This is a genomic window from Flavivirga jejuensis, assembly GCF_030540765.1.
GTDB classification, from domain to species: Bacteria; Bacteroidota; Bacteroidia; order Flavobacteriales; family Flavobacteriaceae; genus Flavivirga; species Flavivirga jejuensis.
Genome location: NZ_JAUOEL010000003.1, coordinates 415,035 through 440,884, shown reverse-complemented (window position 1 = coordinate 440,884; position 25,850 = coordinate 415,035). Strand labels below are relative to the sequence as shown.

Annotated in this window: 22 protein-coding genes; 9 read left to right on the top strand and 13 right to left on the bottom strand. The window is 31.7% G+C overall.

Annotation, left to right across the window (positions count from 1 at the left end):
- Nucleotides 1-60 precede the first annotated feature (60 nt).
- The 4 genes from Q4Q40_RS10485 to Q4Q40_RS10470 all read right to left on the bottom strand — a co-directional run bounded on the left by Q4Q40_RS10485 (nt 61) and on the right by Q4Q40_RS10470 (nt 5,114).
- Nucleotides 61-2,289, bottom strand: a complete 2,229-nt coding sequence (locus Q4Q40_RS10485) for a TonB-dependent receptor (protein ID WP_303301746.1) — start codon at nt 2,287-2,289, stop codon at nt 61-63.
- A 215-nt stretch (nt 2,290-2,504) separates the two neighbouring features.
- A complete protein-coding gene (locus Q4Q40_RS10480; RefSeq protein ID WP_303301745.1) occupies nt 2,505-2,951 on the bottom strand; it encodes a hypothetical protein in 447 nt (148 codons plus the stop codon).
- Nucleotides 2,952-3,394: 443 nt separating this feature from the next.
- Nucleotides 3,395-4,552, bottom strand: a complete 1,158-nt coding sequence (locus Q4Q40_RS10475; protein ID WP_303301744.1) for a VWA domain-containing protein — start codon at nt 4,550-4,552, stop codon at nt 3,395-3,397.
- A 13-nt stretch (nt 4,553-4,565) separates the two neighbouring features.
- Nucleotides 4,566-5,114: a rhodanese-like domain-containing protein gene (locus Q4Q40_RS10470; protein ID WP_303301743.1), complete on the bottom strand. Its 549-nt coding sequence runs from the start codon at nt 5,112-5,114 to the stop codon at nt 4,566-4,568.
- Nucleotides 5,115-5,324: 210 nt separating this feature from the next.
- Here Q4Q40_RS10470 and Q4Q40_RS10465 point away from each other — a divergent pair, with 210 nt between their 5' ends.
- The 3 genes from Q4Q40_RS10465 to Q4Q40_RS10455 all read left to right on the top strand — a co-directional run bounded on the left by Q4Q40_RS10465 (nt 5,325) and on the right by Q4Q40_RS10455 (nt 8,908).
- Entirely contained in the window at nt 5,325-7,499 is a 2,175-nt protein-coding gene (locus Q4Q40_RS10465; RefSeq protein ID WP_303301742.1) for a histidine kinase, read from the top strand.
- A gap of 68 nt (nt 7,500-7,567) precedes the next feature.
- On the top strand, nt 7,568-8,302 hold the full coding sequence (locus tag Q4Q40_RS10460; protein WP_303301741.1) for a LytR/AlgR family response regulator transcription factor: 735 nt from the start codon (nt 7,568-7,570) through the stop codon (nt 8,300-8,302).
- A gap of 90 nt (nt 8,303-8,392) precedes the next feature.
- On the top strand, nt 8,393-8,908 hold the full coding sequence (locus Q4Q40_RS10455) for a gamma carbonic anhydrase family protein (RefSeq protein ID WP_303301740.1): 516 nt from the start codon (nt 8,393-8,395) through the stop codon (nt 8,906-8,908).
- Nucleotides 8,909-8,927: 19 nt separating this feature from the next.
- Here Q4Q40_RS10455 and murI read toward each other — a convergent pair whose 3' ends face one another.
- The 8 genes from murI to Q4Q40_RS10415 all read right to left on the bottom strand — a co-directional run bounded on the left by murI (nt 8,928) and on the right by Q4Q40_RS10415 (nt 17,464).
- Complete coding sequence (gene murI / locus Q4Q40_RS10450) at nt 8,928-9,707, bottom strand: glutamate racemase (protein ID WP_303301739.1); 780 nt, start codon at nt 9,705-9,707, stop codon at nt 8,928-8,930.
- A gap of 163 nt (nt 9,708-9,870) precedes the next feature.
- The gene (locus Q4Q40_RS10445) at nt 9,871-10,371 is read right to left on the bottom strand and encodes an OmpH/Skp family outer membrane protein (protein WP_303301738.1); all 501 of its coding nucleotides are present in this window, start codon (nt 10,369-10,371) and stop codon (nt 9,871-9,873) included.
- 29 nt (nt 10,372-10,400) lie between these two features.
- Nucleotides 10,401-11,372 carry an OmpH/Skp family outer membrane protein gene (locus Q4Q40_RS10440; RefSeq protein WP_303301737.1) on the bottom strand — a complete coding sequence of 324 codons (972 nt, stop codon included), beginning with the start codon at nt 11,370-11,372 and terminating at the stop codon, nt 10,401-10,403.
- A 178-nt stretch (nt 11,373-11,550) separates the two neighbouring features.
- Nucleotides 11,551-14,205: a BamA/OMP85 family outer membrane protein gene (locus Q4Q40_RS10435; RefSeq protein WP_303301736.1), complete on the bottom strand. Its 2,655-nt coding sequence runs from the start codon at nt 14,203-14,205 to the stop codon at nt 11,551-11,553.
- Nucleotides 14,138-14,878 carry an undecaprenyl pyrophosphate synthase gene (gene uppS, locus Q4Q40_RS10430; RefSeq protein WP_303301735.1) on the bottom strand — a complete coding sequence of 247 codons (741 nt, stop codon included), beginning with the start codon at nt 14,876-14,878 and terminating at the stop codon, nt 14,138-14,140. The genes Q4Q40_RS10435 and uppS overlap by 68 nt, the downstream gene beginning before the upstream one ends.
- A gap of 3 nt (nt 14,879-14,881) precedes the next feature.
- The gene (gene porG / locus Q4Q40_RS10425) at nt 14,882-15,571 is read right to left on the bottom strand and encodes a type IX secretion system protein PorG (protein ID WP_303301734.1); all 690 of its coding nucleotides are present in this window, start codon (nt 15,569-15,571) and stop codon (nt 14,882-14,884) included.
- Nucleotides 15,572-15,834: 263 nt separating this feature from the next.
- Entirely contained in the window at nt 15,835-16,719 is an 885-nt protein-coding gene (locus Q4Q40_RS10420) for an NAD kinase (RefSeq protein WP_303301733.1), read from the bottom strand.
- An 85-nt stretch (nt 16,720-16,804) separates the two neighbouring features.
- Nucleotides 16,805-17,464 (bottom strand): CBS domain-containing protein, encoded by a 660-nt coding sequence (locus Q4Q40_RS10415; RefSeq protein WP_303301732.1) that lies wholly within the window; start codon nt 17,462-17,464, stop codon nt 16,805-16,807.
- A 135-nt stretch (nt 17,465-17,599) separates the two neighbouring features.
- On the opposite strand from Q4Q40_RS10415, the gene Q4Q40_RS10410 reads away from it, so the two are divergent.
- The 6 genes from Q4Q40_RS10410 (at nt 17,600) to clpX (ending at nt 23,579) form a co-directional block, all read left to right on the top strand.
- On the top strand, nt 17,600-18,322 hold the full coding sequence (locus Q4Q40_RS10410) for a pyridoxine 5'-phosphate synthase (protein WP_303301731.1): 723 nt from the start codon (nt 17,600-17,602) through the stop codon (nt 18,320-18,322).
- Nucleotides 18,323-18,647: 325 nt separating this feature from the next.
- Nucleotides 18,648-19,412: an alpha/beta fold hydrolase gene (locus tag Q4Q40_RS10405; RefSeq protein ID WP_303301730.1), complete on the top strand. Its 765-nt coding sequence runs from the start codon at nt 18,648-18,650 to the stop codon at nt 19,410-19,412.
- Nucleotides 19,413-19,547: 135 nt separating this feature from the next.
- Nucleotides 19,548-19,895, top strand: coding sequence for a phage holin family protein (locus tag Q4Q40_RS10400; RefSeq protein WP_303301729.1), 348 nt, complete (start codon nt 19,548-19,550; stop codon nt 19,893-19,895).
- A gap of 230 nt (nt 19,896-20,125) precedes the next feature.
- Nucleotides 20,126-21,454 carry a trigger factor gene (gene tig, locus Q4Q40_RS10395; RefSeq protein WP_303301728.1) on the top strand — a complete coding sequence of 443 codons (1,329 nt, stop codon included), beginning with the start codon at nt 20,126-20,128 and terminating at the stop codon, nt 21,452-21,454.
- Nucleotides 21,455-21,595: 141 nt separating this feature from the next.
- Complete coding sequence (gene clpP / locus Q4Q40_RS10390; RefSeq protein ID WP_303301970.1) at nt 21,596-22,270, top strand: ATP-dependent Clp endopeptidase proteolytic subunit ClpP; 675 nt, start codon at nt 21,596-21,598, stop codon at nt 22,268-22,270.
- Between the two features lie 76 nt (nt 22,271-22,346).
- On the top strand, nt 22,347-23,579 hold the full coding sequence (gene clpX / locus Q4Q40_RS10385) for an ATP-dependent Clp protease ATP-binding subunit ClpX (RefSeq protein WP_303301727.1): 1,233 nt from the start codon (nt 22,347-22,349) through the stop codon (nt 23,577-23,579).
- A 245-nt stretch (nt 23,580-23,824) separates the two neighbouring features.
- Here clpX and Q4Q40_RS10380 read toward each other — a convergent pair whose 3' ends face one another.
- Complete coding sequence (locus Q4Q40_RS10380) at nt 23,825-25,423, bottom strand: OmpA family protein (RefSeq protein ID WP_303301726.1); 1,599 nt, start codon at nt 25,421-25,423, stop codon at nt 23,825-23,827.
- Between the last annotated feature and the right edge of the window lie 427 nt (nt 25,424-25,850).

Below are 25,850 nucleotides of genomic sequence, written 5' to 3'. Positions count from 1 at the left end.
TAGATAGAATGACAAGGTTTACCGCTTTTTAGACAACCTCTTGAAAAAATAGTTTTGATTTTAAAAAGATACAGATACTTTCCCTCTAATATAAAAAGGTGTCCCTGGCGTAAAATGTATTTCCTCTATAGGGGAAGCTTCATTAAACAAGCGACTTTCTGTAGCAAATTGAGTTTCGTTCCACGCTGTGTCAAAAAGATTTTCTACAACAATGCCATACGTCCAGTTTTTCCAATTGTAATTAAGATTAAAATCGGTAACAAAATAGCCTTCAGCTATTATCGAATCATTTTCGTTTGCTGGTCTATTGTCTACAAAACGATACGTCAATGCACTTGAAAAGTTACCCAGACCTTTCAATAAGATGCCTCCTGATGAAGTCAGGTCTGGAGCAAGCGGAATAAAATCTTCTCCATTGGCTTCTTCTGTACTTCTTCCATAGGTATAGTTGATATCCCCATACAGGTACAACCAATCCATAGCTTGATAGCGGGTTCCGAATTCCACACCTAAACGGCGTGTCTTTCCACTGGGTTCAACTATTCCAGCATCGCCTACATAGACAAATTCTTGTTCTAAGAACAGCCCCCAAAGCGTCGCATTTAAGGCCAATCTGTTGGTTGGTTTTACGATTGTACCTAAATCTATTCCGTAGGCAGCAGGGAGTACGTCCTTCCCATTATTGGCTACTACAACTCTGGTGTCATTAGAATGGAACCCGATACCAGATTTGAGAAAAAGTTGCCAATTTCTGTTCACCGAAAAGATGGTATTCAATTTTGGACTAAAAGCAACTTTAGACTCACTTTGATTATCGTAGGTTTCTGTAATCTTGTTCACATAGTCGAATTTGAAATAATCCAACCGTAGGGCAGGGTTGAAGGTCCACTTTCCAGTTTTAAATTTTGCATTTAAAAACCCGTAAGTGTTTATTTCATCCACATCTCCCAAGGATATTCTGTTAAGTGTTGTTTGGCGGTTCAAAGTGCTTGATAGCTCAATATCATCGACATTATCATACCGAAATCCAATTCCAGATTCATATTCGAATTGAACATCATGACCCAAAATCATATTCTTTTTTTGGAACACACTTTCAGCACCTAGGATAATACGGTGTTCTTTTTGACGTATCTGATCGCCATTTACGGGGTCTTCTAAAAAGAAAGTAAAGTTAGAATACAGCTCAAAATCGTATAAAGACAGGAAAGCCTTAGTCTTAAAAAGCTGGTTTTCATCGATTGCTTTAGTATGGTTTACCAAGAGGTTGGTTCTACTTGTTTGACCTCCTTCGGTATCGTCAATAGCTCCAAATCTATCTACAATGCCTAGATCTATTGCTCGCTGAGGAATTTGTCCTGAGGCATCCCATTTACTTTTAAAATGCGAAGCTGTAAGATTTAATTCCTGATCTCCAGATAAATTATAGTTATATCTACCCATAATATTGATGCGGTTGAAATTCTGTGGAGAATCAAATGGGCCATCGGTTAGATAAAGTTCCGATGCAATATAGGCATTGCTGTTTTCCGACTCTAAAAAATTGAACATACCTAACAATCGTGAGGTGTTGAATTGCCCAGCTTCTAACGAGATCAAACTTTTATTCAGTGTTTTTCGCAAGCGAAGGTCAACATACCCTGCTGTATTGAAATTTCCTTTTTCTGAATAATAGGGACCTTTGCCAAAATTTACATTTTCTATGGTTTCTGGAATAACAAAATGTAAATCGGCATAGCCTTGACCGTGCGCATGGCTGGTCATGTTAACAGGAATACCGTCTACACTAATGGCCACATCTGTACCATGGTCAACATCAAAACCTCGAAGGAATATCTGTTCTGCCTTACCGCCTCCAGCATGCTGTCCGATTATCAAACCTGGTACCTTACGTAGGATCTCCTGTGATGATTTTACAGCACTTTTCTGTACATCCACATCCACGATACGGCTTAGCGCATTAAGTTCTGATGTTATGATTACTTGATTAAGAGAAATGTCCGATTCTTCCATAACTATCGTTACTCTTGAGTTCAAGTTTTCTTGTGATACTTTGATAAGGTTTGTTTTGTAACCTAAGCTAGAAAAATAGACCGAATCCTGAGCGGATGTATTAGTTATAGTAAATGAGCCTGTAGCATCTGTATGACTGTGTTTTCCTGTATTTTGGTTAAAAACACTAACATCTTCAAGGGGTTGGTTCGTTTTATCGACGACGTTTCCCTTCAAATTTTGAGCACAAATAGTGCTATTAGAAATGATTAATAATACAATTATTATATATTTCATTTTTTGAATTTTATAATTTGTTAAATGATCTCCCGAGGGGAAGACCTATTTGTAATGTATTTGAAATTATAAGACACAAACAATTAATTCCCTACCCCAAAATCTTGATTTTAGGGTAGGGGAAATGAATGCACACCTAATACCATTATAATGGACATAGGTATACTGAGGTCATAGACTTAATAAATCTATGAACTTAAAAAATTGAAAATATCTTATGTGAAAGTTGTTTTGGGAGGGGGGATATTTACATCCAATCCACGGCTAATTATTTTAGTATCATAAAACCAAATTATTGGAGATATAGCTAAGGGGAATTGTTCTTGACCGATTCTTTTTTCAGGAAGAATATGCTTATCTAGTTTAATATCAAAAAGGTGCTTTTCTTTATCATTAGGGGTCGTATCGATATTGAAAACCGAACTTAAAAAAGAAAGGAACTCATGAGTGTGATGCTCAGCATACTCTTTTTCTTCGTGATGATGCTTTTCTGAAGAAGAAATGTAAGATAGAAACACGTGGTCGTGATGGCTATTGTGATTATGACTGGCTTCTGCATGTTTCTCTTTGTGATGATTTTCTGAGATCAGATGATGCGATATTTTGTGAAGTAGTCTGTATACTTGAGTCTGTAATGGGCTCAATATGTAGAAAAAAGACATTACAATAATGAATTTTTTGAGGAGTAAAAACTTTATTGAATTAGTGTTTTTCAAATTATGGGAGCAATTCTGAGTCTAAAGATAAATGTTCTGATTTTATTTATAAAATATAAATCACATTCGTTTTTCCAGAAGTTAAAATTAATTGTCGACCAGTTTTATGTAGTCAAATAAATCATGGAATTTTTATAACATCTCATGATTAATATGTCATTATAAATCAATATTTTAATGGTAATAAAAAACGGGTTCAACTCTAAAAAGTAAACCCGTTCTAATTCTATTTATATAAAACTTTGGATACATTACAGCATAAATTCAATTTTACTATGTTGCTATATTTTAAAACAAAATAAATTGGAGGTTTTAAGTTTAAAACCTCCAATTTATTAGATTACTTCGATTATACTTTTCTCAAACTAATGACTATAATATGTATCTTCTTAGTTCCAACTATACTTTTTCTTTTTAGCTTGCTCTTTTATAGCTTTAGTCATTGCATTTTCTAACCCATTATTTTCTCCTTTTTTCTGATTCGCAACGTATTCTTTTCGCTTTTTATTAAGTTCTTGAATCTTTTTTTGGATGGTGTTACGTTCTTTACTTTTCTCTGCGACATAGGTTTTTATTTCAGCTTTTGTTTTTCCTTTTAATTCCTCAGGTAAGGCATTGTCTTTAATATCTTCAATAACGACCTCCTGTTCTTCTACAGCATCTACTAAATCCCATTTTTTGTTTTTGTATAAATGAGTGCTTTTACTTACTGTTCTGCTTACTGCATTTGCTTTACTATAAGACCCAGCATTAGAATCTTGTTGAGATTGAAGTGCCTTTTTTTGTTTTCCCATTTCTCCGTAAACGATATAAGTTCTATTTAATTTCTTATTTAATATTAAAATGTCATCATCGTAAGGCGATGCAATATGGACTGTTGTTTTATTTTGATTTATGGCCATATAATCGCCATTAGTTAATTGAGCACCATCTTTCCAAGAAGAAGAAATGCCTTGTTTATAATCACCACAAAAGATCGTATTTATAGTAATATCCTTTTCTTTTGCATTTATAGAAGCATCTTTATAATTTACTTTTCCTTGATTAAATGGTTCGTTACCAGCTATAAAGATAAGCTTCAGATCATCTGCATTCTTACCCCAATTTAATTGATTTAATGAGGTTTGTATAACTTGTCCGCAATATTCTTCACCACCATTGGTCGTTAGAGAGAATAACTCTTTGGAGATTTCATCTAAATCATCACTAAAAGTTAATACTTGCCTAATATAACCTTCGTTTCCGTTTAATCTATCGTTACCATATTCATATAAAGCAATTTGCAGATTGGGTTTATTTGTTCCGCATTTAGCATAAGACAATTCGTTTACTATATCCCAAAGCTGGGCTTTAGCTTGATCTATAAGCCCATCCATACTATTACTCGTGTCTAATAAAAGCGCCACTTTAATAAATTGCTTGCTGGGATCATGATGTATTTTTTCTGTTGGAGTATATGCTAAGTTTTGCTTTTTATTGTTTGCGTTGCATGCTGTAAATCCAATTAAGGCCATGCAGAAAATGAATGTTTTAAAATGTGTTTTCATGATATTTTATTTTTTAGTTTATTGCTGTTCCTTTGTATTCAACTCTTTCATCAAAAAGAGTAATCAGTTCTGATAATTCATATACATTTCTGTAACCGTAGCCATAAAGGTTTATATATGTAGGTATATTTAGGGCTAGCGTAATTGGTTTTATATCTTTCTTAACTATTTTTGGAAGCACAATTTTACTTGCAAAATTAATTTCATCTCCTTCAAAATTATTGTTGCAGTAAATAAGAATGGTTGTTTCTGGATTAGGAATTAATTTATTAAGGTTTTCTTGTGTGAAATCTGAAAAATTTAAATGAATGGCACCTTTAATGTGTTTGTTAGTAAACATTTCTTTGGAGCGTGTATCCAAAATAACTACATTTTCTAATTTGCTTTTAGCTAAAAATTGATTAAAATTAATGAGTCTTTTCTGTCGATGCTTTTTTACTTGTTTTACTAATTCTTCAAATGCAGAATAACTAACTTTTGCTTTTGGATATTTAACGACTTCGGTTTTGCTATTTGAAAATACTAAGAGGGAAATAATAAAAGCGGAAAATATAATTTTCATAAGATTATTGTTTTCTGATTAACACTGTAAATCTATATTCAACTTAGTTCTTAAAAAAAATAGAATGAGTAAAGCGCACGTTTGATTGAGTAAAGCGTGCTTTTAAATGTGTAACAACCTCTTTTTCGTATTAAAAAGATGCAAATTTGTAAAACCACCATTTTATTATACCAATGAAAGTGCGTAAGTTTATCTACTCTAAAATAAATCATGCGAATAGTAGTTAAACACATATGGTTTTTATGCATTATGCTTAGTACAACATTTATGTCTGCACAAGTATATAGTAAATCTATAGATCAAGAGCCAAGATTCACGGTAAGGGGCTCTGTGATTGAAAGTGACACACGCGATCCTATTCCGAATGTAAATATTGAAATTAATGGAGGTGCTTATACCACAACAGATTATTTTGGTAATTTTAGAATTCAAGCTAAAAAAGGGGATGAACTTACAATAAGATACAAAGATTTTGAAACAGTATATTATACAATTCAAAGTAATGAACGTATTGTAGTTAAGGTAGAGTCTAATAAAGAAGAAACTGAATATAAGAAGAAAAAACTTTTGAGGTCCAATTCCAATCAGTTTAAATCATTAATAGACTCTGCTGAAACATATTTAAAAGAGGATGCGAAACGTAGTCTTCAATTTATTGAATCGGCATTTGTTGAAAGTAATTCTGTAAAAGAAAATGCCGAAGCATATGAGGTTTTAGGAGATATCTATATGTTTTGGAAACAATATGATCTGGCGGTCTTTAATTATAGAATAAGTGATCAAAACCAAGAGGCCAATGGTGTTAAATTAAAATTGGCAGCTGCGTATAAGCAAAATAGCAACTACCAAGAAAGTATAGAGACCTATAACGAAATTAATAAAAAGGAATTATCTAACTGGGAATTGGTTCAACTATACGAAGGTATTGGTGATGTTTATTTTTCAACCAAGGCTTACCAGGTTTCAATTGATACTTATGAAACTGGGTTAGCAGTTGCTCAAAAGCATTTAATAACGCCCAAAATAACCGATTTAAACTCTAAGATTGCTCAAGTTTATAACGCAAAAGGAGAGTCTCAAAAAGCGGAAGGGTATTTTAAGACTTCTATGAGGTTGGCGAATACAGAAAATAAAAGACGCGCTGTTGAAGAGAAAATTAAGGTTGCCGATTTTCAAAGTAATAGAAGTAATTATTTAGATGAGATTCAATTACGAAAAGAAGCTTTAGTAGATATAAAAGATATAGAGAACGATTCTGTTTTAGATAATGAAAGCGCTTTAACATCACAAAAACAAAACTATCATATAGGTAAAGCGTTTGCGCTTCAAAAGGACTATAATAGTGCGATTCCTTATCTTGAAAAGAGTATTGAAGAGGCAGACAGTAAAGAAGATCTTATTGTACAGAAAGACGCTACCAGAAGATTATCTGAAATCTATAGAGATGCAGGACAGTTTGATAAAGCGCTAATTGCTTATCAAAGTTATGTTGATTTGGTAGATAAACTCTATTCTAAAAAAGAGCAAGAAATATCGCAAGCAGCAAGGTTTAGTAAAGATATCGTTAGTAAACAAAATAGAATCTTAAGTCTGGAAAGTGATAGAGCTTTGACTGAGAGTAAATTTCAACTGACTACTGAAGAAGCTAAACGACAGAAATTAATTATTTATTCGCTTATAGGAGGACTTTTATTGTTATTAGTAACTGCTTTTTTAATGTTTAAGTATATTAAACAACAACGATTAGCTAATAATCTATTAGCATTAAAAAGCTTACGTAGTCAAATGAATCCCCATTTTATATTTAATGCGTTAAACTCTGTAAATAGTTTTATCGCATCAAATGACGAGCGTACAGCTAATAGATATCTCACTGATTTTTCATTGTTAATGCGTGCCGTTTTAGAGAATAGTGAAGAGGATTTTATTCCACTGGAAAAAGAGATCGAACTATTAGAATTATACACGAAATTAGAACATTTTAGGTTTCAAGATAAGTTTGATTATAGTATTAATATTCATGAAAGTGTCCATGTACAGGATTTTGTAATACCACCTATGTTGTTACAACCATATATTGAAAATGCAGTATGGCATGGGTTACGTTATAAAAAAACAAAGGGACATCTAGAGATAGGGGTTACTCAAACTGAATTAGACGAAATAAAAATTACCATTACAGATGATGGCATTGGGAGACAAAAATCAAAAGATTTAAAAACGACACACCAACAAAAGCAAAACTCAAAGGGGATGGGGAATATTAAAAAGCGTGTTTCTATTTTAAACGAGATGTATAAGGATAAAGTAAATGTGTTTGTTGATGATTTTCAAGATGAAGAAGATGTGGGAACCAAAGTTGTTGTAATGTTAAAAAAAGATTGAAGTATGGATTGTGAAGTTTGAAGAAATGACTTCTAGCTTCCATCTTCTTGATTCCAACTATAAAGTATATGAAACTAAATTCCATCATAGTCGAAGACGAAGAAACAAGCAGAGATATTTTAAAGAATTATCTCAAAAAATATTGTCCAAATGTAACAGTTTTAGGAGAAGCTGAGAATGTAGAAGAAGCTTTAGTGCTTATTCGGAATAATGATTTAGATCTCGTGTTTTTAGATGTAGAAATGCCCTATGGTAACGCTTTTGATTTATTAGATAAGGTAGGCGATATTAATTTCGAAACCGTCTTTGTAACTGCTTATAATCATTATGCTATAGATGCTTTAAATGCCCACGCGTCTTATTATTTAATGAAACCGATTTCTATCGATGAACTTATAAAAGCGGTTGATTATGTTACTGAAATTAAAACAAAAGAAGAAGCGCTTCAAGACCAGGTACTTATTCCAAAAACAAATAGTGTGAATGGAAAAATAACTATTCCGCAATTAGATGGTTTTGAAGTTATAAATACGTCTGATATTTTATACTGCAAAGCAGATGATAATTATACAGAAATCTATCTTAACACAAATAAAAAGAAATTGGTAAGTAAAACACTTAAGTATTTTGAAGATGCTTTAAACAATAGTAGTTTTGCACGTGTACATAAATCGTATTTAGTCAATGTAAACGAAGTTGTAAAATATGTAAAAGGAAAAGGAGGAAGTGTGGTACTTAGTAACGGAAAAGAAGTTATGGTATCCGCCTCAAGAAAATCAGATTTATTGTCATATTTTAAATAGTATTCCTATGCAGGCAGGAATCTCAATGTTCAATTTAGAATTTTAAACGAAAGATTTCCGCTTTTGCGGAAATGAAAAATAGATATAGTTATGCCAGTAATATTACCAGTAAAAGGAAAATCACCCCAAATACCAAACGATTGTTTTATTGCAGAGAATGCTACCATAGTAGGGGAAGTTACAATGGGGAATCAATGTAGCATTTGGTTTAGTGCCGTTGTTAGAGGTGATGTAAATTACATTACAATGGGTCATAAAGTAAATGTGCAGGATGGTGCTGTAATACATGGTACATATAAAGCTACCGCAACCACTATTGGTAATAATGTGTCTATTGGTCATAATGCCCTTGTACATGGTTGCACGATTCATGATAATGTTTTAGTAGGCATGGGGAGTATTATAATGGATGGGTGTGTAGTAGAAAGTAATAGTATTATAGCCGCTGGAGCCGTAGTTACTAAAAATACTCGAGTGGAAACAGGGAGCATTTATGCGGGAGTTCCTGCGAAAAAAGTAAAAGATATTAGTGAAGAACTTATTTCTGGTGAAATAGATAGAATTGCTAATAACTATGTTGAATATTCGAGTTGGTTTACAGAGTAATAACACATTACAGTTTTAATTAAAAGTCCAAATACTCTACTAAAAATTTAGAATTTAAAAGAGATTGCATAATACTAGGATCTGCATTCGTGTAAAAGTAGTTTTTGCTATTTGTAGTTTCTGTATTTAATAAGTTATTTTTCTTTAAGATCGCCTTTGTTTGCCTTGCGACTGCCTCACCAGAATCAATAATTTTAACATGGCTAGGTAGTAATTCAACCAATAAGGGCATTAAATAGGGGTAATGCGTACAGCCTAGAACTAAATAATCTATATTGGCATCGATCATCGGTTTTAGATAATCTTTTAAAAGGGTTTTCATTTCGTTAGACCATAATTTGCCATTTTCTATAAGTTCTACGATACCTTCTCCAACTTGCTCAATAACATGTATATTACTGGCAAATATGCCAGATGTTTTAGAGAATAACGCACTACTTAAAGTTCCTTTTGTTGCTAAAATACCAATAGCATTATTTTGGGTTTGTAAGGCTGCAGGTTTTATGGCTGGTTCTATACCAATAAATGGCAGGTTGTACGTATCCCGAAGAATATCTATAGCATTCGTGGTAGCTGTATTGCAGGCTACAACAATAAGTTTACAACCTTTATTAATTAGGTACTCCGTATTTTTTATACTTAGATCAATAATGACCTCTTTTCCTTTTTGTCCATAAGGCGCATTAGTACTATCTGCTAAATAAATAGTGTTCTCATTTGGTAAAAGTGTGTGGATCTCTTTCCATATAGAAGTGCCACCAACACCAGAATCGAAAATACCAATAGGCTGTTTGCTCATATAACTATAATTCGCATAAAAGTAAATAATTCAATTGGAATAATTTATTAGATCTTATCACGAGTTCGTTAAATATATTTAAAAGGTCTTTAACGAAAGTATCACTAATAAAAAAGCTGCCTTGTAGAGACAGCTTTTAAGTAAATTATTTATAGTGTATTTTCTATAAACCTAATTCTTTTTTAACATCGGCTAAAATATCTTTACCATCAGCTACAATTAATGTTGTTCTTTCTAAAACATATTCGTAACCTAATGCTTTTGAAACTTTATTTATTGCTGCGAATGCTTCTTCCTGAATAGGTTTAAACAATTCTGCTTCTTTTTTTGCTAAATTTTGTCGAGCATCAGCTTGAAATTGTTGAATACGTTGTTGACTTTCTTGTAACTCTAAGCCTCTTTTTTGGTTTTCTTCATCTGTTTTTGTACTAGCTTCAGCTTCGTATTGCTTAACCGTATTTTGGTACTCTGTAGCCATAGCTTGCATATCGGTTTGATATGTTTTACCTAAAGCTTCAAGCTCAGATTGTGCCGCTTTAGCTGCAGGCATAGCTGCTATTAATTCTTGAGTATTTATATGAGCAACTTTGCTTTGGGCTTGTGTAAAACTTATAGTTCCAATGCTTAATGCAGTTGCTAATAAAAGAGTTTTGAATTGTTTCATTTTTAATAGTATTAGTGTGTTATAAATTATTAATTATTTAAACTGTCTTTTGCTTTTTGACGGTCTTGTAAAATTTGTTTTTTTCTAGCTTCTCTTTCCTTTAATTTTTTTTGTCTATTTTCTTCAACAAGTTGCGCTTTAGTTTTTGTTTCTCCTTCAGTTTTTGCTGTATCAGTTTTTTCTGTGTTTTCTTCCTTGGTAGCCGCTTGTGTTGTTTTATTTCTAGCGTCTATTTTTGCCTGTTTTGCTTTTTCGCGATCCTCAATAATTTTTTGACGTCTAGCTTCAGCTTCTTTTTTCTTTGCTTCGCGAGCATCTAAAATTTCTTGTCTACGTTTTTCAAAAGCACTTTCTCGTTCTGCTTTTTTCTCATCTAATGCTTTTTGACGGGCTTCTAATTCATAATTAATTTCTGGAACTAATTCTTCTTTTTTAGCGGCTCTGCGTTCTGCTTTAGTTTTTGCTTGTTTACGTTTAGAAGTTCTTGTTATACTTCTTAATATTTGGTCGCTTAAATCGAATTGTTTTGCAGAAAACAAGATCCCAGAATCAAATGATTTATCAAAAATAAAATCATATTTTCTGCTTGAAGCCAGCTCCTGAATTGCTGCAAAAATTTGATCTTGGATAGGCTGCATTAATTGTTTTCTTTGAATGAACAAATCGCCATTAGGACCAAAACGTTTTTGTTGATAATCTAATATTTCATTTTCTTCAAAAGTGATATCTTCTTCTCTTTCATCAATAAGCTCTTTTGTTAAAAGTGCTTTTTCGTTACTTAGTGCTTTTCGCTTTTGATCAATAGTTCCTAATTTAGTACTAATTTCGTTTTTCCATTTGTCTGCTTTTGCATTTAATTGTGCAATTGCTTCTTGGTATTCTGGAACATTTTCTAAAATATACTCAGTGTCTATGTAGGCAATTCTTACGCCACGTTGTGCGTGCATTGATAAACCTATCATAAAAGCTAATGTCAGTAAAAAAAGAACTTTATTTTTCATCTGTATGTATTATAATTTATTGACTTATAAATTCTAAAAATGACAAATGATTTTTTTTGTTTCTGTCTTTTTTGAATCATATCTCCAAAATTAACGAATTTTAATCTTAAAAATTTTAATTCTTATGCAAATCATTATAATGTTATTAGAAAATATCGTGCCAAAATAAATATTCAACTTAAAACTGCTGTCCAATAATGAAGTGAGTTTCCCAATTATTGCTGGATCCTGGACTTCCTGGAATATCATCGAAACGATGACCAAAATCAATTCCTAATAATCCAAATGCAGGCATGAAAATACGGATACCTAGACCAGCAGATCGATTCACATTAAAAGGATTGTAATCTGTAAAACTATTGTAAGATGCCCCACCTTCTAAGAACCCTAATGCATAGATTTTTGCTGAAGCTGCTAATGTTATAGGATAACGAAGCTCTAAAGAAAATTTATTATAAATGGTTCCACCATCTGCATCTGATAACGATTGGTTTGGATAACCACGTAATTGAACAGCCTCTCTGCCGTCTAAACTGTAGTTTCCTAATCCATCACCACCAAGAAAGAAACGTTCGAAAGGAATAACGCCTCTAGCGTTATTGTAAGCTCCTAAAAAGCCAAATTCCACACTTGGTTTTAATACCAAGTCTTTTACGATTTGAGTATACCAATCACCTTTAAAGGTTACTTTATAAAATTCTAACCATTTATAACGCTCTTGATCTATTTCTGAAATTCTATCTGAGGCATCTTCTATCTCTAAAGTAGAACTATCATTATCTGATATTATCGCATTGTTAGAGTCACGTTCTTTTTCAAGCGCATCGTAATCTACCCCATTAAATAAAGAATAAGGAAGCGATAACTTAGCGGTTGCACTAAAACTTGAACCTGCAGTTGGAAAAACAGGATCTATACTGGTATTGTTTCTACTAAGACCAACAGTATATGATAAATTGTTTGAATAACCATCACCAAAAGTAAATAGACCCGTGTTATAATTATTTAAATCATAACGTTGAAAACTAACAGCTTGAGATAAGGTGAAGAAATCATCTGGAACAGTTAAGCGTTTTGCTAAACCAAAAGTAATTCCAGTGATATTAAAGCTTCTATTTTTATCTGCGTTTCCAGTTTGTGAATTATATAGAAATTGTTTAGTTTGTGATAATGATGCTGAAAATTGAACAGGTCTTTTTCCCCCTAGCCATGGTTCAGAAAATGAAAAACTATAGGTTTGATAAAAACGACTTGCTTGTAAACGTAACGCTAATTTTTGACCATCTCCCATAGGAATAGGTTTATAGGCGTCTTTTTTAAAGATGTCTTTTATGGAGAAATTGTTAAAAGATAATCCAAGTGTACCTATAAAGCCACCACCGCCATAACCACCTTGTAATTCGATTTGACTAGATCCTGTTTCTTTAACAACGTAGTCTATATCTACAGTACCTTCAGTTGGATTTGGGTTTTTAATATCTGGCACAAGTTCTTGGGCATCGAAAAACCCTAATTGACCCAATTCTCTAATAGTACGCACTACATTGGCTTTACTATATAATTGGCCTGGGCGTGTACGTATTTCTCTGTATATAACATGATCGTTGGTTTTATCGTTACCAGAGATGCTTACATTATTAAAGTAAGCTGGTTTACCTTCCGATATCCTTATTTCCATATCAATAACATTATTATCTGCACTTACCTCAACTGGGTTTATAGTAGAAAATAAATAACCATTGTTTTGATATTGGTTTGTAATATCTTGTGCGTCTGGTTTAGAGTTGTCTGCAATTCGTTTTTGTAATAACACCCCATTATAGGTATCACCTTTTCTAATACGTAATAACCTGCCTAATTGCTCATTTGTATAAATGGTATTACCAATAAAGGTTATATCTCCAAAAGTGTATAATTCACCTTCATTTACATCTATTTTAAGCGATATGGTTTTATTATCGTTAACTATTAAGCTGTCAGATAAAATACGAGCATCTCTATAGCCATTCTCTTTGTATTTTTCTATCACGCTAGATAAATCTGCTTGATAGGCAGAATCAATAAATTTAGAGCGTTTTAAGATTCTAAAACGGTTTATTTTTTTAGTGCTTTTCATACTTTTTCTAAGCTTTTTATCACTTAAAACAGTATTGCCATTAAAAACAATGTCTTTAATTTTAACTTTTTCGCCTTTATCAATGTTAATCACCATATTAACACGAGCCGTTTCGATAGAATCTTTTACATCTATGGTATTAATATGTATTTTAGAATTTAAAAACCCTTCTTTTTTGTATTTGTTTTCTAAAAAGTTTTTAGTCGTAGTCCTTAGATTTTCTGTTACTTTAGTCCCCTTTTTTAGTTTGTTCTCTTCAATTATTTTTTCTTTTTTAGATTTTTTTACACCATTTATTTTTAACTCGTTAAGTTGTGGTAAATCGGATAGTCTTATTTCTAAATGAGCAATATTATCTTCTATTTTAGTTATATATATTTCTATATCACTAAATAATTTAGAGTTCCAAAGTTTTTTAATAGCTGCACTAATATCTTCTCCAGGAATCTTAATTTCTTTTCCTTTTCTTAAACCAGAATAAGCAACTATTGTTTGTTCACTAAACGAGGTGTTTCCAGAAACAGAAATGTCTCCCAAAGTATATTTTTCACCATCGTTATATAGTAATTCTTGTCCTTGAATGTTAAAGCTACTTGCAAAAAGTAATGCAGCTATGAAATGCTTTATGTGTTTTGCTAAAAATGAAATATTAGCTAAGTTGTTCACTTGTTTTCCCAAATCGTCGTTCTCTTTTTTGATATTCAATAATAGCTTCATACAAATGTTGCTTTGTGAAATCTGGCCACAATACATCTGTAAAATATAATTCTGCATATGCTATTTGCCAAAGTAAAAAATTGCTGATGCGCTGCTCTCCACTTGTTCTAATGAGCAAATCTACATCGGGTAAATTTCGCGTGTAAAGATGCTCATTTATAATTGATTCATCAATATTTCCAGGCGAAATTATATTATTTTTAACTTTAATACTAATTTCTTTAACAGTGTTTAAGATTTCTTCTCTGGAACCATAGCTTAATGCAAGAGTTAGAGTCATTCTTTCATTATGCTTTGTGTTATCTATAACATCATGAAGTTCTTTATGAACTTTTTTAGGAAGTGTATTTAGATTTCCTATAGCCGTAAGCTTTATGTTATTGTCTTGAAGTGTTTTTATTTCCTTTTTTAATGAAGATACCAGAAGTTTCATTAAAGTTTGTACTTCTAATTTTGGTCTGTTCCAATTTTCAGTAGAAAAGGCATAAAGCGTTAGGTTTTCAATGCCAAGTTCAGCACAAGCTTCAACAGCTTGTCTTACAGATTTTGTTCCGTTTTCATGACCAAAGGCACGTAACATACCTTGTTGTTTTGCCCAACGGCCATTCCCATCCATTATGATGGCTATATGTTTTGGTAATTCTTTGTTTTGTATACTTTCTTTTAAGTCCATCTTTTAATAGCCCGGGCAGTAACAGGGATTTTCGCCAAATGTATATGTTAAAGTAATACCTGAAAACATATACCAATCGTTATTATTTAAATTACCAAAGTTGTATTGTTGTCTAGATGCATTTTTTGGAGCACTTCCATCTAGATTATCTGAAAATGTATAACGGGCACCAATTTCTATGCCCAAAATAATATTGTCTATAAAGGAAGCTTTATACCCTAATGCCATAGGAATACCATAAGCCCAGCTTTTAGTGTTTTCTGACGTCTGTACATCATTTAAAAAATAATAATTGTTATGTCTGGCAGTACTTATGCCTGTATATAGGTATGGAGTTCCTATTTTTTGTCCAGAATGTAAATCGAAATCTAGAAATGTAAACTCAAATCCTAACGAAACCTCTAAAATTTTATTTGAAAAATCATAGCCTCTTTGAATACGCTTCTGGTCATGAGACTTTGTATCAATGCCTTTTAATTCGCTAAAAATTATCGAAGCTCTATAAGAGTGTCTTTTACTTCTGTTCCATTTATAAATACCACCAAACGCTATTTGGTTTGGTGAAATATAATCGGTAGCGCCTACATCTCCAATAAAATTACTGCCTCCCAAAAAAACACCTAATTCGTTAATTTGAGAATAGCTTAAATGGATGCTTAAAATACTTAATATCAATATGATTAAATGCCTCATAAATATTCAAAAGTTTGCAAATATAATAAATAAGATTAGCTCAATACCAATTAAACTCTAAAAGACCACATATAATTCGTTTCTTTTTCACTTATATAGCTTCAAAAAATATAAACGTAATCCGTTTTATGCATATATTTTATTTATTACCTAAGCAAAAATTAATTCAAATTATTTTATGTATTATTTTAGAGTTTAATTGGTCTAAAATAATTTGAGTTAAATTGTATTAGTGTAAAACAGTATTTCTTATGAATTATTGTTTAATTGCGCTTGTCTTCTCCCCAAAGAAGCTTTTTTCGGAGTGTACCCAAAAAACTTTCATCTAAAAGATCAATCATTTTAATCTTGAAGTCTGCTTTTTTTATTTTGATTATGGTTCCATTATCTAATGTTGCAATTCTGGAGTCTAAAGATACTAAATGGTTTTCTTCTCGTCCATTAACTTTTAGTTGTATTTCTGTCGAATCTGGAATTATTAAAGGGCGTGCACTTAGATTATGTGGCGCTATAGGGGTTATAACAAAACTATTTGTACTTGGAGTAATTACGGGGCCACCACAGCTTAATGAGTAACCTGTTGATCCCGTTGGGGTTGAGACTATTAAGCCATCACTCCAATAGGATGTAAGATATTCACCATCTAAATGCGTTTCGACAGTAATCATAGATGTTGTGTTTTTTCTGCTTACTGCTATTTCGTTTAAAGCAAAGTTTAACGATGTAATATTTTTATTTTCTGGAGTGGTTTCTATAGAGAGTAAACTACGTTCTGATATTCTATAATTTCCGTCAATTATATTTTGAATAGCATGCTCAATGGCATCTACTTGTATCGTTGCTAAAAAACCTAAACGCCCTGTATTGACACCAACTATGGGGATGTCAATATCTTTTACAAAGGTAATAGCTCTTAGAATAGTACCATCGCCTCCAACACTTACAAGAAAATCAAAAGATTTATCTAAGGTATCAAATGTTTTAAATGAAGCAAAGTCTTTTATGTTAGGAGATTCATTATGAATGATATTAAAAAACTGTGTTTCAATATAGGCATCAATATCTTTTTTTAATAAGTAATTAAAAAGTGTTTCTACAGATGCTGTGGTAGTTTTGTTGTAGAATCGTCCAAAAATGGCAACTTTCATGCGTTTGTTTTTATTGTTTTTTTATGGGTTACATGGTGCATCCATATAATCATAGTTTTTATGAAGCTAATTTTTAGCTCGTAATTTACATGTTTAAGTATTTATTCAAATAATCCGATCGGTCTTTAAGGCTTTCAATATAACTGTCTTCTTCATGACCAGATATAATATTATAGCTATATCTACGAAAGGTTTGAATAATTTCATTAAGTCCGGTATTCCCTATTTTAAGAGTAACTTGTGCAACATCATTTTTCATTTTCGAAATAAAAGCACCTAAAAGTTTACCATTGTTAGATTCTACTATTTGACTTATCTCACTAAATGAATAATCATTAATTCCTTTTTCAATGACTAATACACCTCCAGCTTCAAAAAAGAAAGGAGATTCATTAAAGAGGCTAATAATATCATTAAGCTCATAATAGCCTAAATAATTATTTTTTTCATCTAAAACAGGCATGATATTAGCCGAATTTTGGGCAAAAGCCTCTAATACATCTAACCAGAGCGTATTGCTTCTTACAAAAAAATCTTCAATGGAATAGAGGTATTCACTAATAAGCTTACCATTTTCAAAACAATGCGCATCTGTCTCAAAAAAAGTACCTAAAAAAACACCGTTCTCATCCTTAATAGGAATATGAGAATAGGTTAACTGATTAAAGAGTAATTGCAAATCACTTATTTTGCTATTACTATTCAATGGTTTTATATCGTTTATAATATATTCTGAAAGTTTCATTGTTCAGCTTTATGAGTATGCAAATTAATTAAAAAAATAGTATATAAGCCTGTTCTACTTTGTATTTTTGCAGAACTAATCTAAACTTTTAGCTAATGTTAAAAATTTAGATTAGTTCTTTTTTAAAATTCATACATGACAAAGTTAAGTGTAAATATCAATAAGATAGCAACTTTAAGAAACTCAAGAGGTGGCGATGTACCAAATGTAGTTCAGTTTGCAAAAGATGTACAGCGATTTGGTGCTGAGGGAGTCACAATTCATCCAAGACCAGATGAGCGTCATATACGTTACCAGGACGCACGTGATTTAAAACCAGAAGTTTTTACCGAGTATAATATTGAGGGAAACCCTGTCGATTCTTTTGTAGAATTAGTCTTAAATGTAAAACCAACGCAGGTTACATTGGTGCCAGATGCTGTTGATGCTATTACTAGTAATGCTGGTTGGGATACTATAAAGCATAAAGCTTTTTTAGTTGATGTTATTAAGGAGTTTCAGAAAAACGGAATTAGAACATCTATTTTTGTAGATCCTGTTCTAAATCAAATAGAAGGAGCTAAAGCAACTGGTGCAGATAGAATTGAATTATATACTGAAGCTTTTGCACATCAATATAGTTTAGGTAATAAAGATGCGATAACACCGTATGTTGAAAGTGCTGAGTTGGCTAATAATTTGGGTTTAGGTATTAATGCAGGACATGATTTGTCTTTAGATAACATTGAATTTTTTAAAAAAAATATTCCAGGATTATTAGAAGTTTCCATCGGGCATGCTTTAATAGCAGAGAGTTTATATTTAGGAGTAGAGAATGTTATACAAATGTATCTTCATAAGCTTAAGGCTCAATCTTAATCTTTCCCAAAGAGAAAGAAACTTTGTCGAAAACATAATGGGATTAAACAGATAGATTTTAAAATAACAATAAAAAATTCTTGAAACTGACTATCCCCGAGGCAAGCCATAGGGGTATTTCGCCAGTTTCATTTTGCCTTTATAGAGGCAAAAATCGAATTTTTTTATTTTGCCTCACCCAGAACTGCAAAAAAAGCAGTTCTGACCTCTCCAAAGGAGAGGTTAATTGGAAACCCCGACCCAAGGGTCGGAGAATTTTTAGATTAAAAATGGGTGAGTGATCACGCAATAATTTCCCTCCTTTGGAGGGTATTAAAGAAGGATTATGATATTACATTCTAATATAATAGGAGAAGGTCAACCATTTGTGATTCTTCATGGTTTTTTAGGAATGAGTGATAATTGGAAAACATTGGGGCGTCAATTTAGCGAACAAGGGTTTCAGGTTCACTTAGTAGATCAACGCAATCATGGCAGAAGTTTTCATAGTAACGATTTTAATTACGATATTCTTGCTGAAGATTTAAAGCATTATTGTGATACGCATAATCTTACTAATATCATATTATTGGGGCATTCTATGGGAGGAAAGACGGCTATGTTGTTTGCAACGCAATACCCCGAAATAGTCTCGAAATTAATTGTAGCAGATATTTCTCCACGTTTTTATCCCGTTCATCATGATGCTATTCTAGAAGGTTTAAGTGCCTTAGATTTTAATGAAATTAAAAATAGAGGAGAAGCGGATAAGTTGTTAAGTGATTATGTGTCTGACTTTGGAACACGTCAATTTTTACTAAAAAACCTGTACTGGATTGAAAAAGGAAAATTAGCGTTACGTATAAATTTGGAAGTTTTAAAAGAAGAAGTTAGTGAAATAGGAGAGGCTTTGCCAAGCTATGCGACGTTTAAAAAGGATACCTTGTTTTTGCGTGGAGATAGATCAGAATATATTGGCGTAGAAGACGAAAGAATCATTTCTAATCATTTCTCGAAAGTAGAAATTACTACCATTTCTAATTCAGGGCACTGGTTACATGCCGAAAACCCAAAAGACTTTTTTGAAGCTGTTACACGGTTTGTCAAGTGATTTTTTTTGTATATTTAATTAAATAGTCTGTTTGTAACCAGACACTAAATACGCATAATAAAAAAATCAGCTACCATTGAAACATTTACTATGTATATAGCGTCTTATGGGTAAGAACGAATTAAAAATAAACAAATGAATCTTATAACCAAACTTTTATTAAACGGAGTCGCTGTATTTGTAATAGCATATTTTTTAAATGGTGTACATGTAGATGGTTATTTAACAGCTTTAATAGTAGCAGTTGTACTGTCTGTTTTAAATCTATTTGTAAAGCCTGTATTGATTGTTCTAACCTTACCAATAACCGTGGTTACTTTAGGCTTGTTTTTGTTAATAATTAACGCTTTAATTATCTTATTAGCCGATAAATTAATTGATGGTTTTTCGGTAAATAGTATTTGGATAGCCGTGTTATTTAGTATCCTACTTTCTGTTTTGCAATCGATACTTCATTCTCTTTTAAAAGACGATAAAAAATAACTTTAAATGAACGTGTACTTCGTTGATTTTTAAAACTTAATATTTTAATGTGAATTATATATGACCTTTGAAAATCAATAAATATCATCACATTAAATCAAGCTGCTAAAAACTTTGTTGGGATGTAAAAATATTATATTTTTGCATCCCAATTTTGGTTACATAAGTTTTAGTTTTTAAAAGAAAACTTTATTGTTAAATGCCTGACATAAGGCTTTATATAGTTTAAAATGAATATTACAAGAGAAAACGTTGATGCATTAAATGCTGTTGTGAAAGTAGATATCGCTAAAGAAGATTATAGCGATAAAGTTGAAAAGATCTTAACAGACTATCGTAAAACAGCAAATATTCCTGGTTTTAGAAAAGGACATGTGCCAATGGGGATGGTAAAAAAACAATACGGAAAATCTGTTTTGGTAGATGAGGTTAATAAGCTATTACAAGATGCTTTAAATAAATATCTTACAGAAGAAAAACTAGATGTATTAGGACAGCCTTTACCAAGACCACAAGATGATATAAACTGGGATGCTGAAGGGTTTTCTTTTGAATTCGAATTAGGTTTAGCGCCAGAATTTGAAGTAAACTTAAAAGGTAAAAAGGCTATTACACAATATAATATTGTGGCTGATGATAAAATGATTGACGAGCAGATTGAACGTATTCAAAAACAATACGGGAAATTAGTGTCTCAAGAAGTTATTGTAAAAGACAGTGAAATTACTGGAACTTTTAGTAATGAAGAAAAAGAAATTGATAATACTGTCACTTTAACTTTAGATAAATTTAAAGGGAAAGCAACCGAAAAACAATTTTTAGGAGCTAAAGCAGGTGATGTAGTTACCTTAAAAACTAAAGGACTTTATGATGATGAGCATGAGTTAATGCATGCTTTAAAATTAGGTCATGATGATATACACGATTTAGATATTGAAGTTAATTTTACAATTACTGAGATTAATGAGCGAGAATTAGCAGATTTAGATCAAGAGTTGTTTGATAAACTTTTTGGAAAAGATACTGTGACTTCGGTTACAGAATTAAAAGCCAAGATAAAAGAAGATGCCGAAAAACAATTTGTACAACAAGCAGACCAAAAGCTTTTAAATGATGTTACTGAGTATTTAGTTGAAAATACTAAGTTTGATTTACCTGCCGAATTTTTAACCAAGTGGATGCAAACTGCTGGTGAAAAAGTAATGGATGAGGTGCAAGCAAGAGAGGAATACGAAAAATCAGAAAAAAGTTTACGCTATCAATTAATCGAAGGAAAGCTTATCACCGATAATGACGTTCAAGTAACTATGGACGATATTAAAAATCATGCAAGAGAAATGATTAAAGGGCAAATGGCTCAATTTGGTCAATTAGATCCATCTGATAAAGAATTAGACGATATAGCTGCCAGAGTATTATCAAATCAAGATGAGGCTCGTAGAATTTCAGAACAATTAATTAGCCAAAAGTTATTAGCGGTTTATAAAGAAAAAGCAAATATTAAGGTTAAAGAATTAAGCTACGAAAAGTTTGTTAAAGAAGTTTACGGAGATAAATAGGTAAGAATAATTCATTATATTTAAGCGCTTAAATCTGATGATTTAAGCGTTTTTTATTCAAAAGAAAGCATTTTTTTAAATAGATTTTTTGCCATTTGAATGTAAATCAGGCAATTAATGAAATTAAATACTAAAAAAACTATGGATTACGCAAAAGAATTTGAAAAATTCGCGATAAAAGATCAAGGTATTAGTAGTACATATTACAATAAAATTGTAAGTAGTATGTACCCAAGTAGCTTAACACCAAACATTATTGAAGAGCGTCAAATGAACATTGCTATTTTTGATGTGTTTTCTCGTTTGATGATGGACCGTATTATTTTTATGGGTACCGCTATTAACGATCAGGTCGCTAATATTATACAGGCGCAATTATTATTTTTAGAAAGTGTTGATGCCTCAAAGGATATTCAAATTTATATTAATTCTCCTGGAGGAAGTGTTTATGCAGGTTTAGGGATTTATGATACGATGCAGTTTATAAAACCAGATGTAGCAACTATTTGTACTGGTATGGCAGCCTCTATGGGAGCTGTTTTATTATGTGCAGGCGAGAAAGGAAAACGTAGTGGTTTAACACATTCTCGAGTTATGATACACCAACCCTTAGGAGGTGCACAAGGTCAGGCAAGTGATATTGAAATTACTGCTAGAGAGATATTAATTTTAAAAGAAGAACTTTATAAAATTATTAGTAAGCATTCAGGACAAGATTACGACAAAGTATATGAAGACAGTGATAGGGATTATTGGATGAAATCCGATAAAGCCAAGGAATATGGTATGATTGACGAAATTTTATCTCGTAATTAAATAAAAAAATCGTAAATTTAGTTAATTGCTATAGAGGGATTTATAATAATGCACAACCAAAAATAGATATAGATTAATGGCAAAGGAAGAATTAGAATGTTCGTTTTGTGGTAGGAAAAAACCTGAAACAAATTTATTAATAGCAGGTTTAGATGCTCATATATGTGATAGATGTATAGAGCAAGCACATGGTATTGTGATTGAAGAATCTAAGCAAAGTGATAGTAGCGATTTATCTGCAGAGCTAAAGCTTCGCAAACCTCAGCAAATTAAGGCATTTCTAGATGAGTATATTATTGGGCAGAGCATGACTAAGAAAGTAATGTCTGTGGCCGTTTATAATCATTATAAGCGCTTATTGCAACCAGCAACTAAAGATGATATAGAAATACAAAAAAGTAATATCATTATGGTAGGGCAAACTGGTACAGGAAAAACCCTAATGGCAAAAACGATTGCTAAAATGTTAAATGTGCCATTAGCTATTGTTGATGCTACCGTTTTAACAGAAGCAGGTTATGTTGGAGAAGATGTAGAGAGTATTTTAACGCGTTTACTACAAGCCGCAGATTACAATTTAGAAAAAGCAGAAAAGGGTATTGTTTTTATCGACGAGATTGATAAAATTGCACGTAAAAGCGATAACCCATCTATTACTCGTGATGTTTCTGGAGAAGGTGTGCAACAGGCTTTATTGAAACTTTTGGAAGGTACAGTTGTTAATGTACCACCTAAAGGAGGGCGTAAACACCCAGACCAAAAATTTATTGAGGTTAACACAGAAAATATTTTATTTATTGCTGGCGGTGCCTTTGATGGTATTGACCGCGTTATCTCAAAACGATTAAATATGCAGGCAGTAGGTTATAGTGCCTCTATGTCTGACGAAGTAGTAGATCAAGATCATTTACTACAATATATTATTCCGAAAGATTTAAAAGATTTCGGATTAATCCCAGAAATTATTGGTCGTTTACCAGTGCTTACCTATATGAATCCTTTAGATGCAGATACTTTAAAAGCCATTTTAACAGAACCAAAAAATGCCATCATTAAACAGTATAAGAAGCTGTTTACAATGGATGAAATTGATTTTAATATAACAGATGGTGCTTTAGATTTTATTGTAAATAAAGCAATTGAATACAAATTAGGGGCAAGAGGATTACGTTCGCTTTGTGAAGAAATATTAACCGATGCTATGTTTGAGTTACCTAGTAGTACTGAGAAAAAGCTAAATGTGACTAAAGTGTATGCTGAGGATAAATTAACAAAAACGACTTTAAAGAAATTAAAGGCAGTTTCGTAAAAAGTAAATATTAAATAAGAGCATAAAAAAACCACGCTAAATAGGCGTGGTTTTTTATTTATGGATGTTAATTAATAAAAGACATTATGGATAAATTTTCATCAGTGTTTTTTAAAAACTTCGTTAAAAGTATACTTAATTAAATGGCTCACAAAGGTTTTTTATGTCTTTTAGATGATTAGACAAAATACTCGTTTAAAAACTTTCATTAATGTATTTAGTCGAAAATAAAGGCTTCTTCACTATTATAGAATAACGAATTCCACACGTCTATTAGTCTTTAAATCTTCTTTGGTACATTTGTTTTTGCAATCAACTTTTGGTTTAGTTTCACCATAACCTTTAGATTGTAGTCTGTTTTTACTAATGCCGTTGTTTGTTAAATAAGCTACTGTAGATGCGGCACGTTTTTTAGATAGACCTAAATTATAAGAATCTCTACCTTTATTATCTGTGTGAGCATTAATAACTAATTTCATTTCAGGATGTTCTTTTAAGACTTTAATGATTTTATTTAAAGAAATAAAAGACTCTTCTTTTACATTCGATTTATTAAAATCGAAATAAATATTTTCTAAAACAATGCGTAACTCGTCTTCAACTTTTGCAATTACTGGTTCTGTAGTGAGTAATTCTAAGTCTTTATCATAAGATGTATTGTAGCTTCGTGTGGTTGTAAATTTAAAATCAGCATCTTTAAATCCATCCTTTTGTGTTGTAATACTATATGATTCAAAAGGAATAACATTAAAGTTATAAGTAGCTTGTTCTTTAGTTAATTGTCTGGCAATTTCGTTGCCCTCATCGTCTTTTAAAATAACTAAGGTATTAGGGAGTTTTATTTTAGTTTCTAAGTCTAATACTTTACCTTTTATTGTCTGAATTATTTCATCATTAGTTGCAGTATAAATATCGAAGCCTCCTTTTCCGTTTGGTCTGTTAGAAGACACATACCCTTTATTTTTTGCAGCTAAGAAATAAGCAATTTCATCATACCGAGTATTAATTGTATTCCCCATGTTTCTTGGAGCTCTATAGCCATTACTTAAAACCTTACTTGTAAAAAGATCAAAACCGCCTATGTTATCGTGTCCTTTTGAAGAGAAGTATAAATATTTAGAATCCATAGAAAGCGATGGATATTTTTCATCTAAAGGCGTATTAATAGTCCGTCCTAAATTTTCTGGAGTACTTAAAGAGCCATCCGTATTTATATTTGAAACATAAAGGTCGTAACCACCAAAGGATTCGGGCATATTAGATGAGAAATATAGTTTGTCACCTTTAGGACTCATAAAAGGGTTTTCTATGGAAACATCCGTTTTATTAATACTTAATAATTCTTCATTAATCCAATTGCCATGTGAGTCTTCTTCTAAAACAGCTTTATATAGTTTATACTCCATAGAGTTTTCTTTACTACTTCTAGTGTAATAAACTGTTTTTTGATTAGGAGAGAATGTTAATTGATCTTCACTATCGTTTGTGTTTAATATTCTAGAAAATAATAATGGTAGGCTTAATGCGCCATTTTTGCTAATATCTAAACAAAACAAATCTTTATATGCCTCATTAGTATTGGGATCTATTTTTGCTAAACCACCAAGTTTTTTTGAAGAAACCATAATAAGTTTATTTCTAAAAAAACCTGAGCCAATTTCAGAATATTTAGAATTAACACCAGCGTCTAAAAGTTCGAACTCAAATCCGTTTGCACCAATGGAATTTGATGAAGTACGCGAATTGTTAATTGAAAAATTATTTGATGCTATTAAATTTGCTGGTCCTTGACTAAGTACAATATTAGAAATAAGGAAAATGAAAAAACATAATTTAGTTCTCATCTTAAGAGGGGTTTTAGATGTTGGAATTAATTAGATGATAAATATAGTCTTGAATCTAAGCTTTATGGAAATTTCTTAGACCAATAGCTATTTAATTCGTTGACTAATTGTTTTATTGGAAATTCTAGTAACGTCAGTTTCGATATATTGATAATGATAATGAGTAATTTGTGTCTATAAATAATGAAATTGTATCATTCCGATGGCTATCGAAAACAAAATATATTTTGTTTGAAGCTATGAAGCGTAGCTTTTGAGGAAGAATCTCATCTTTAATAAGGCGTCTCGTCACTCATACTTCGCTCTGTAGATGTGGAAAAACGCTGTTTATCAATATATATTGTATTTTAGTGTGTTCTAAGTAGTATTTGAAAATCAGGAATTTATACTTTATAAATTTTGGAGTTCATATTTTTAGAATATCATT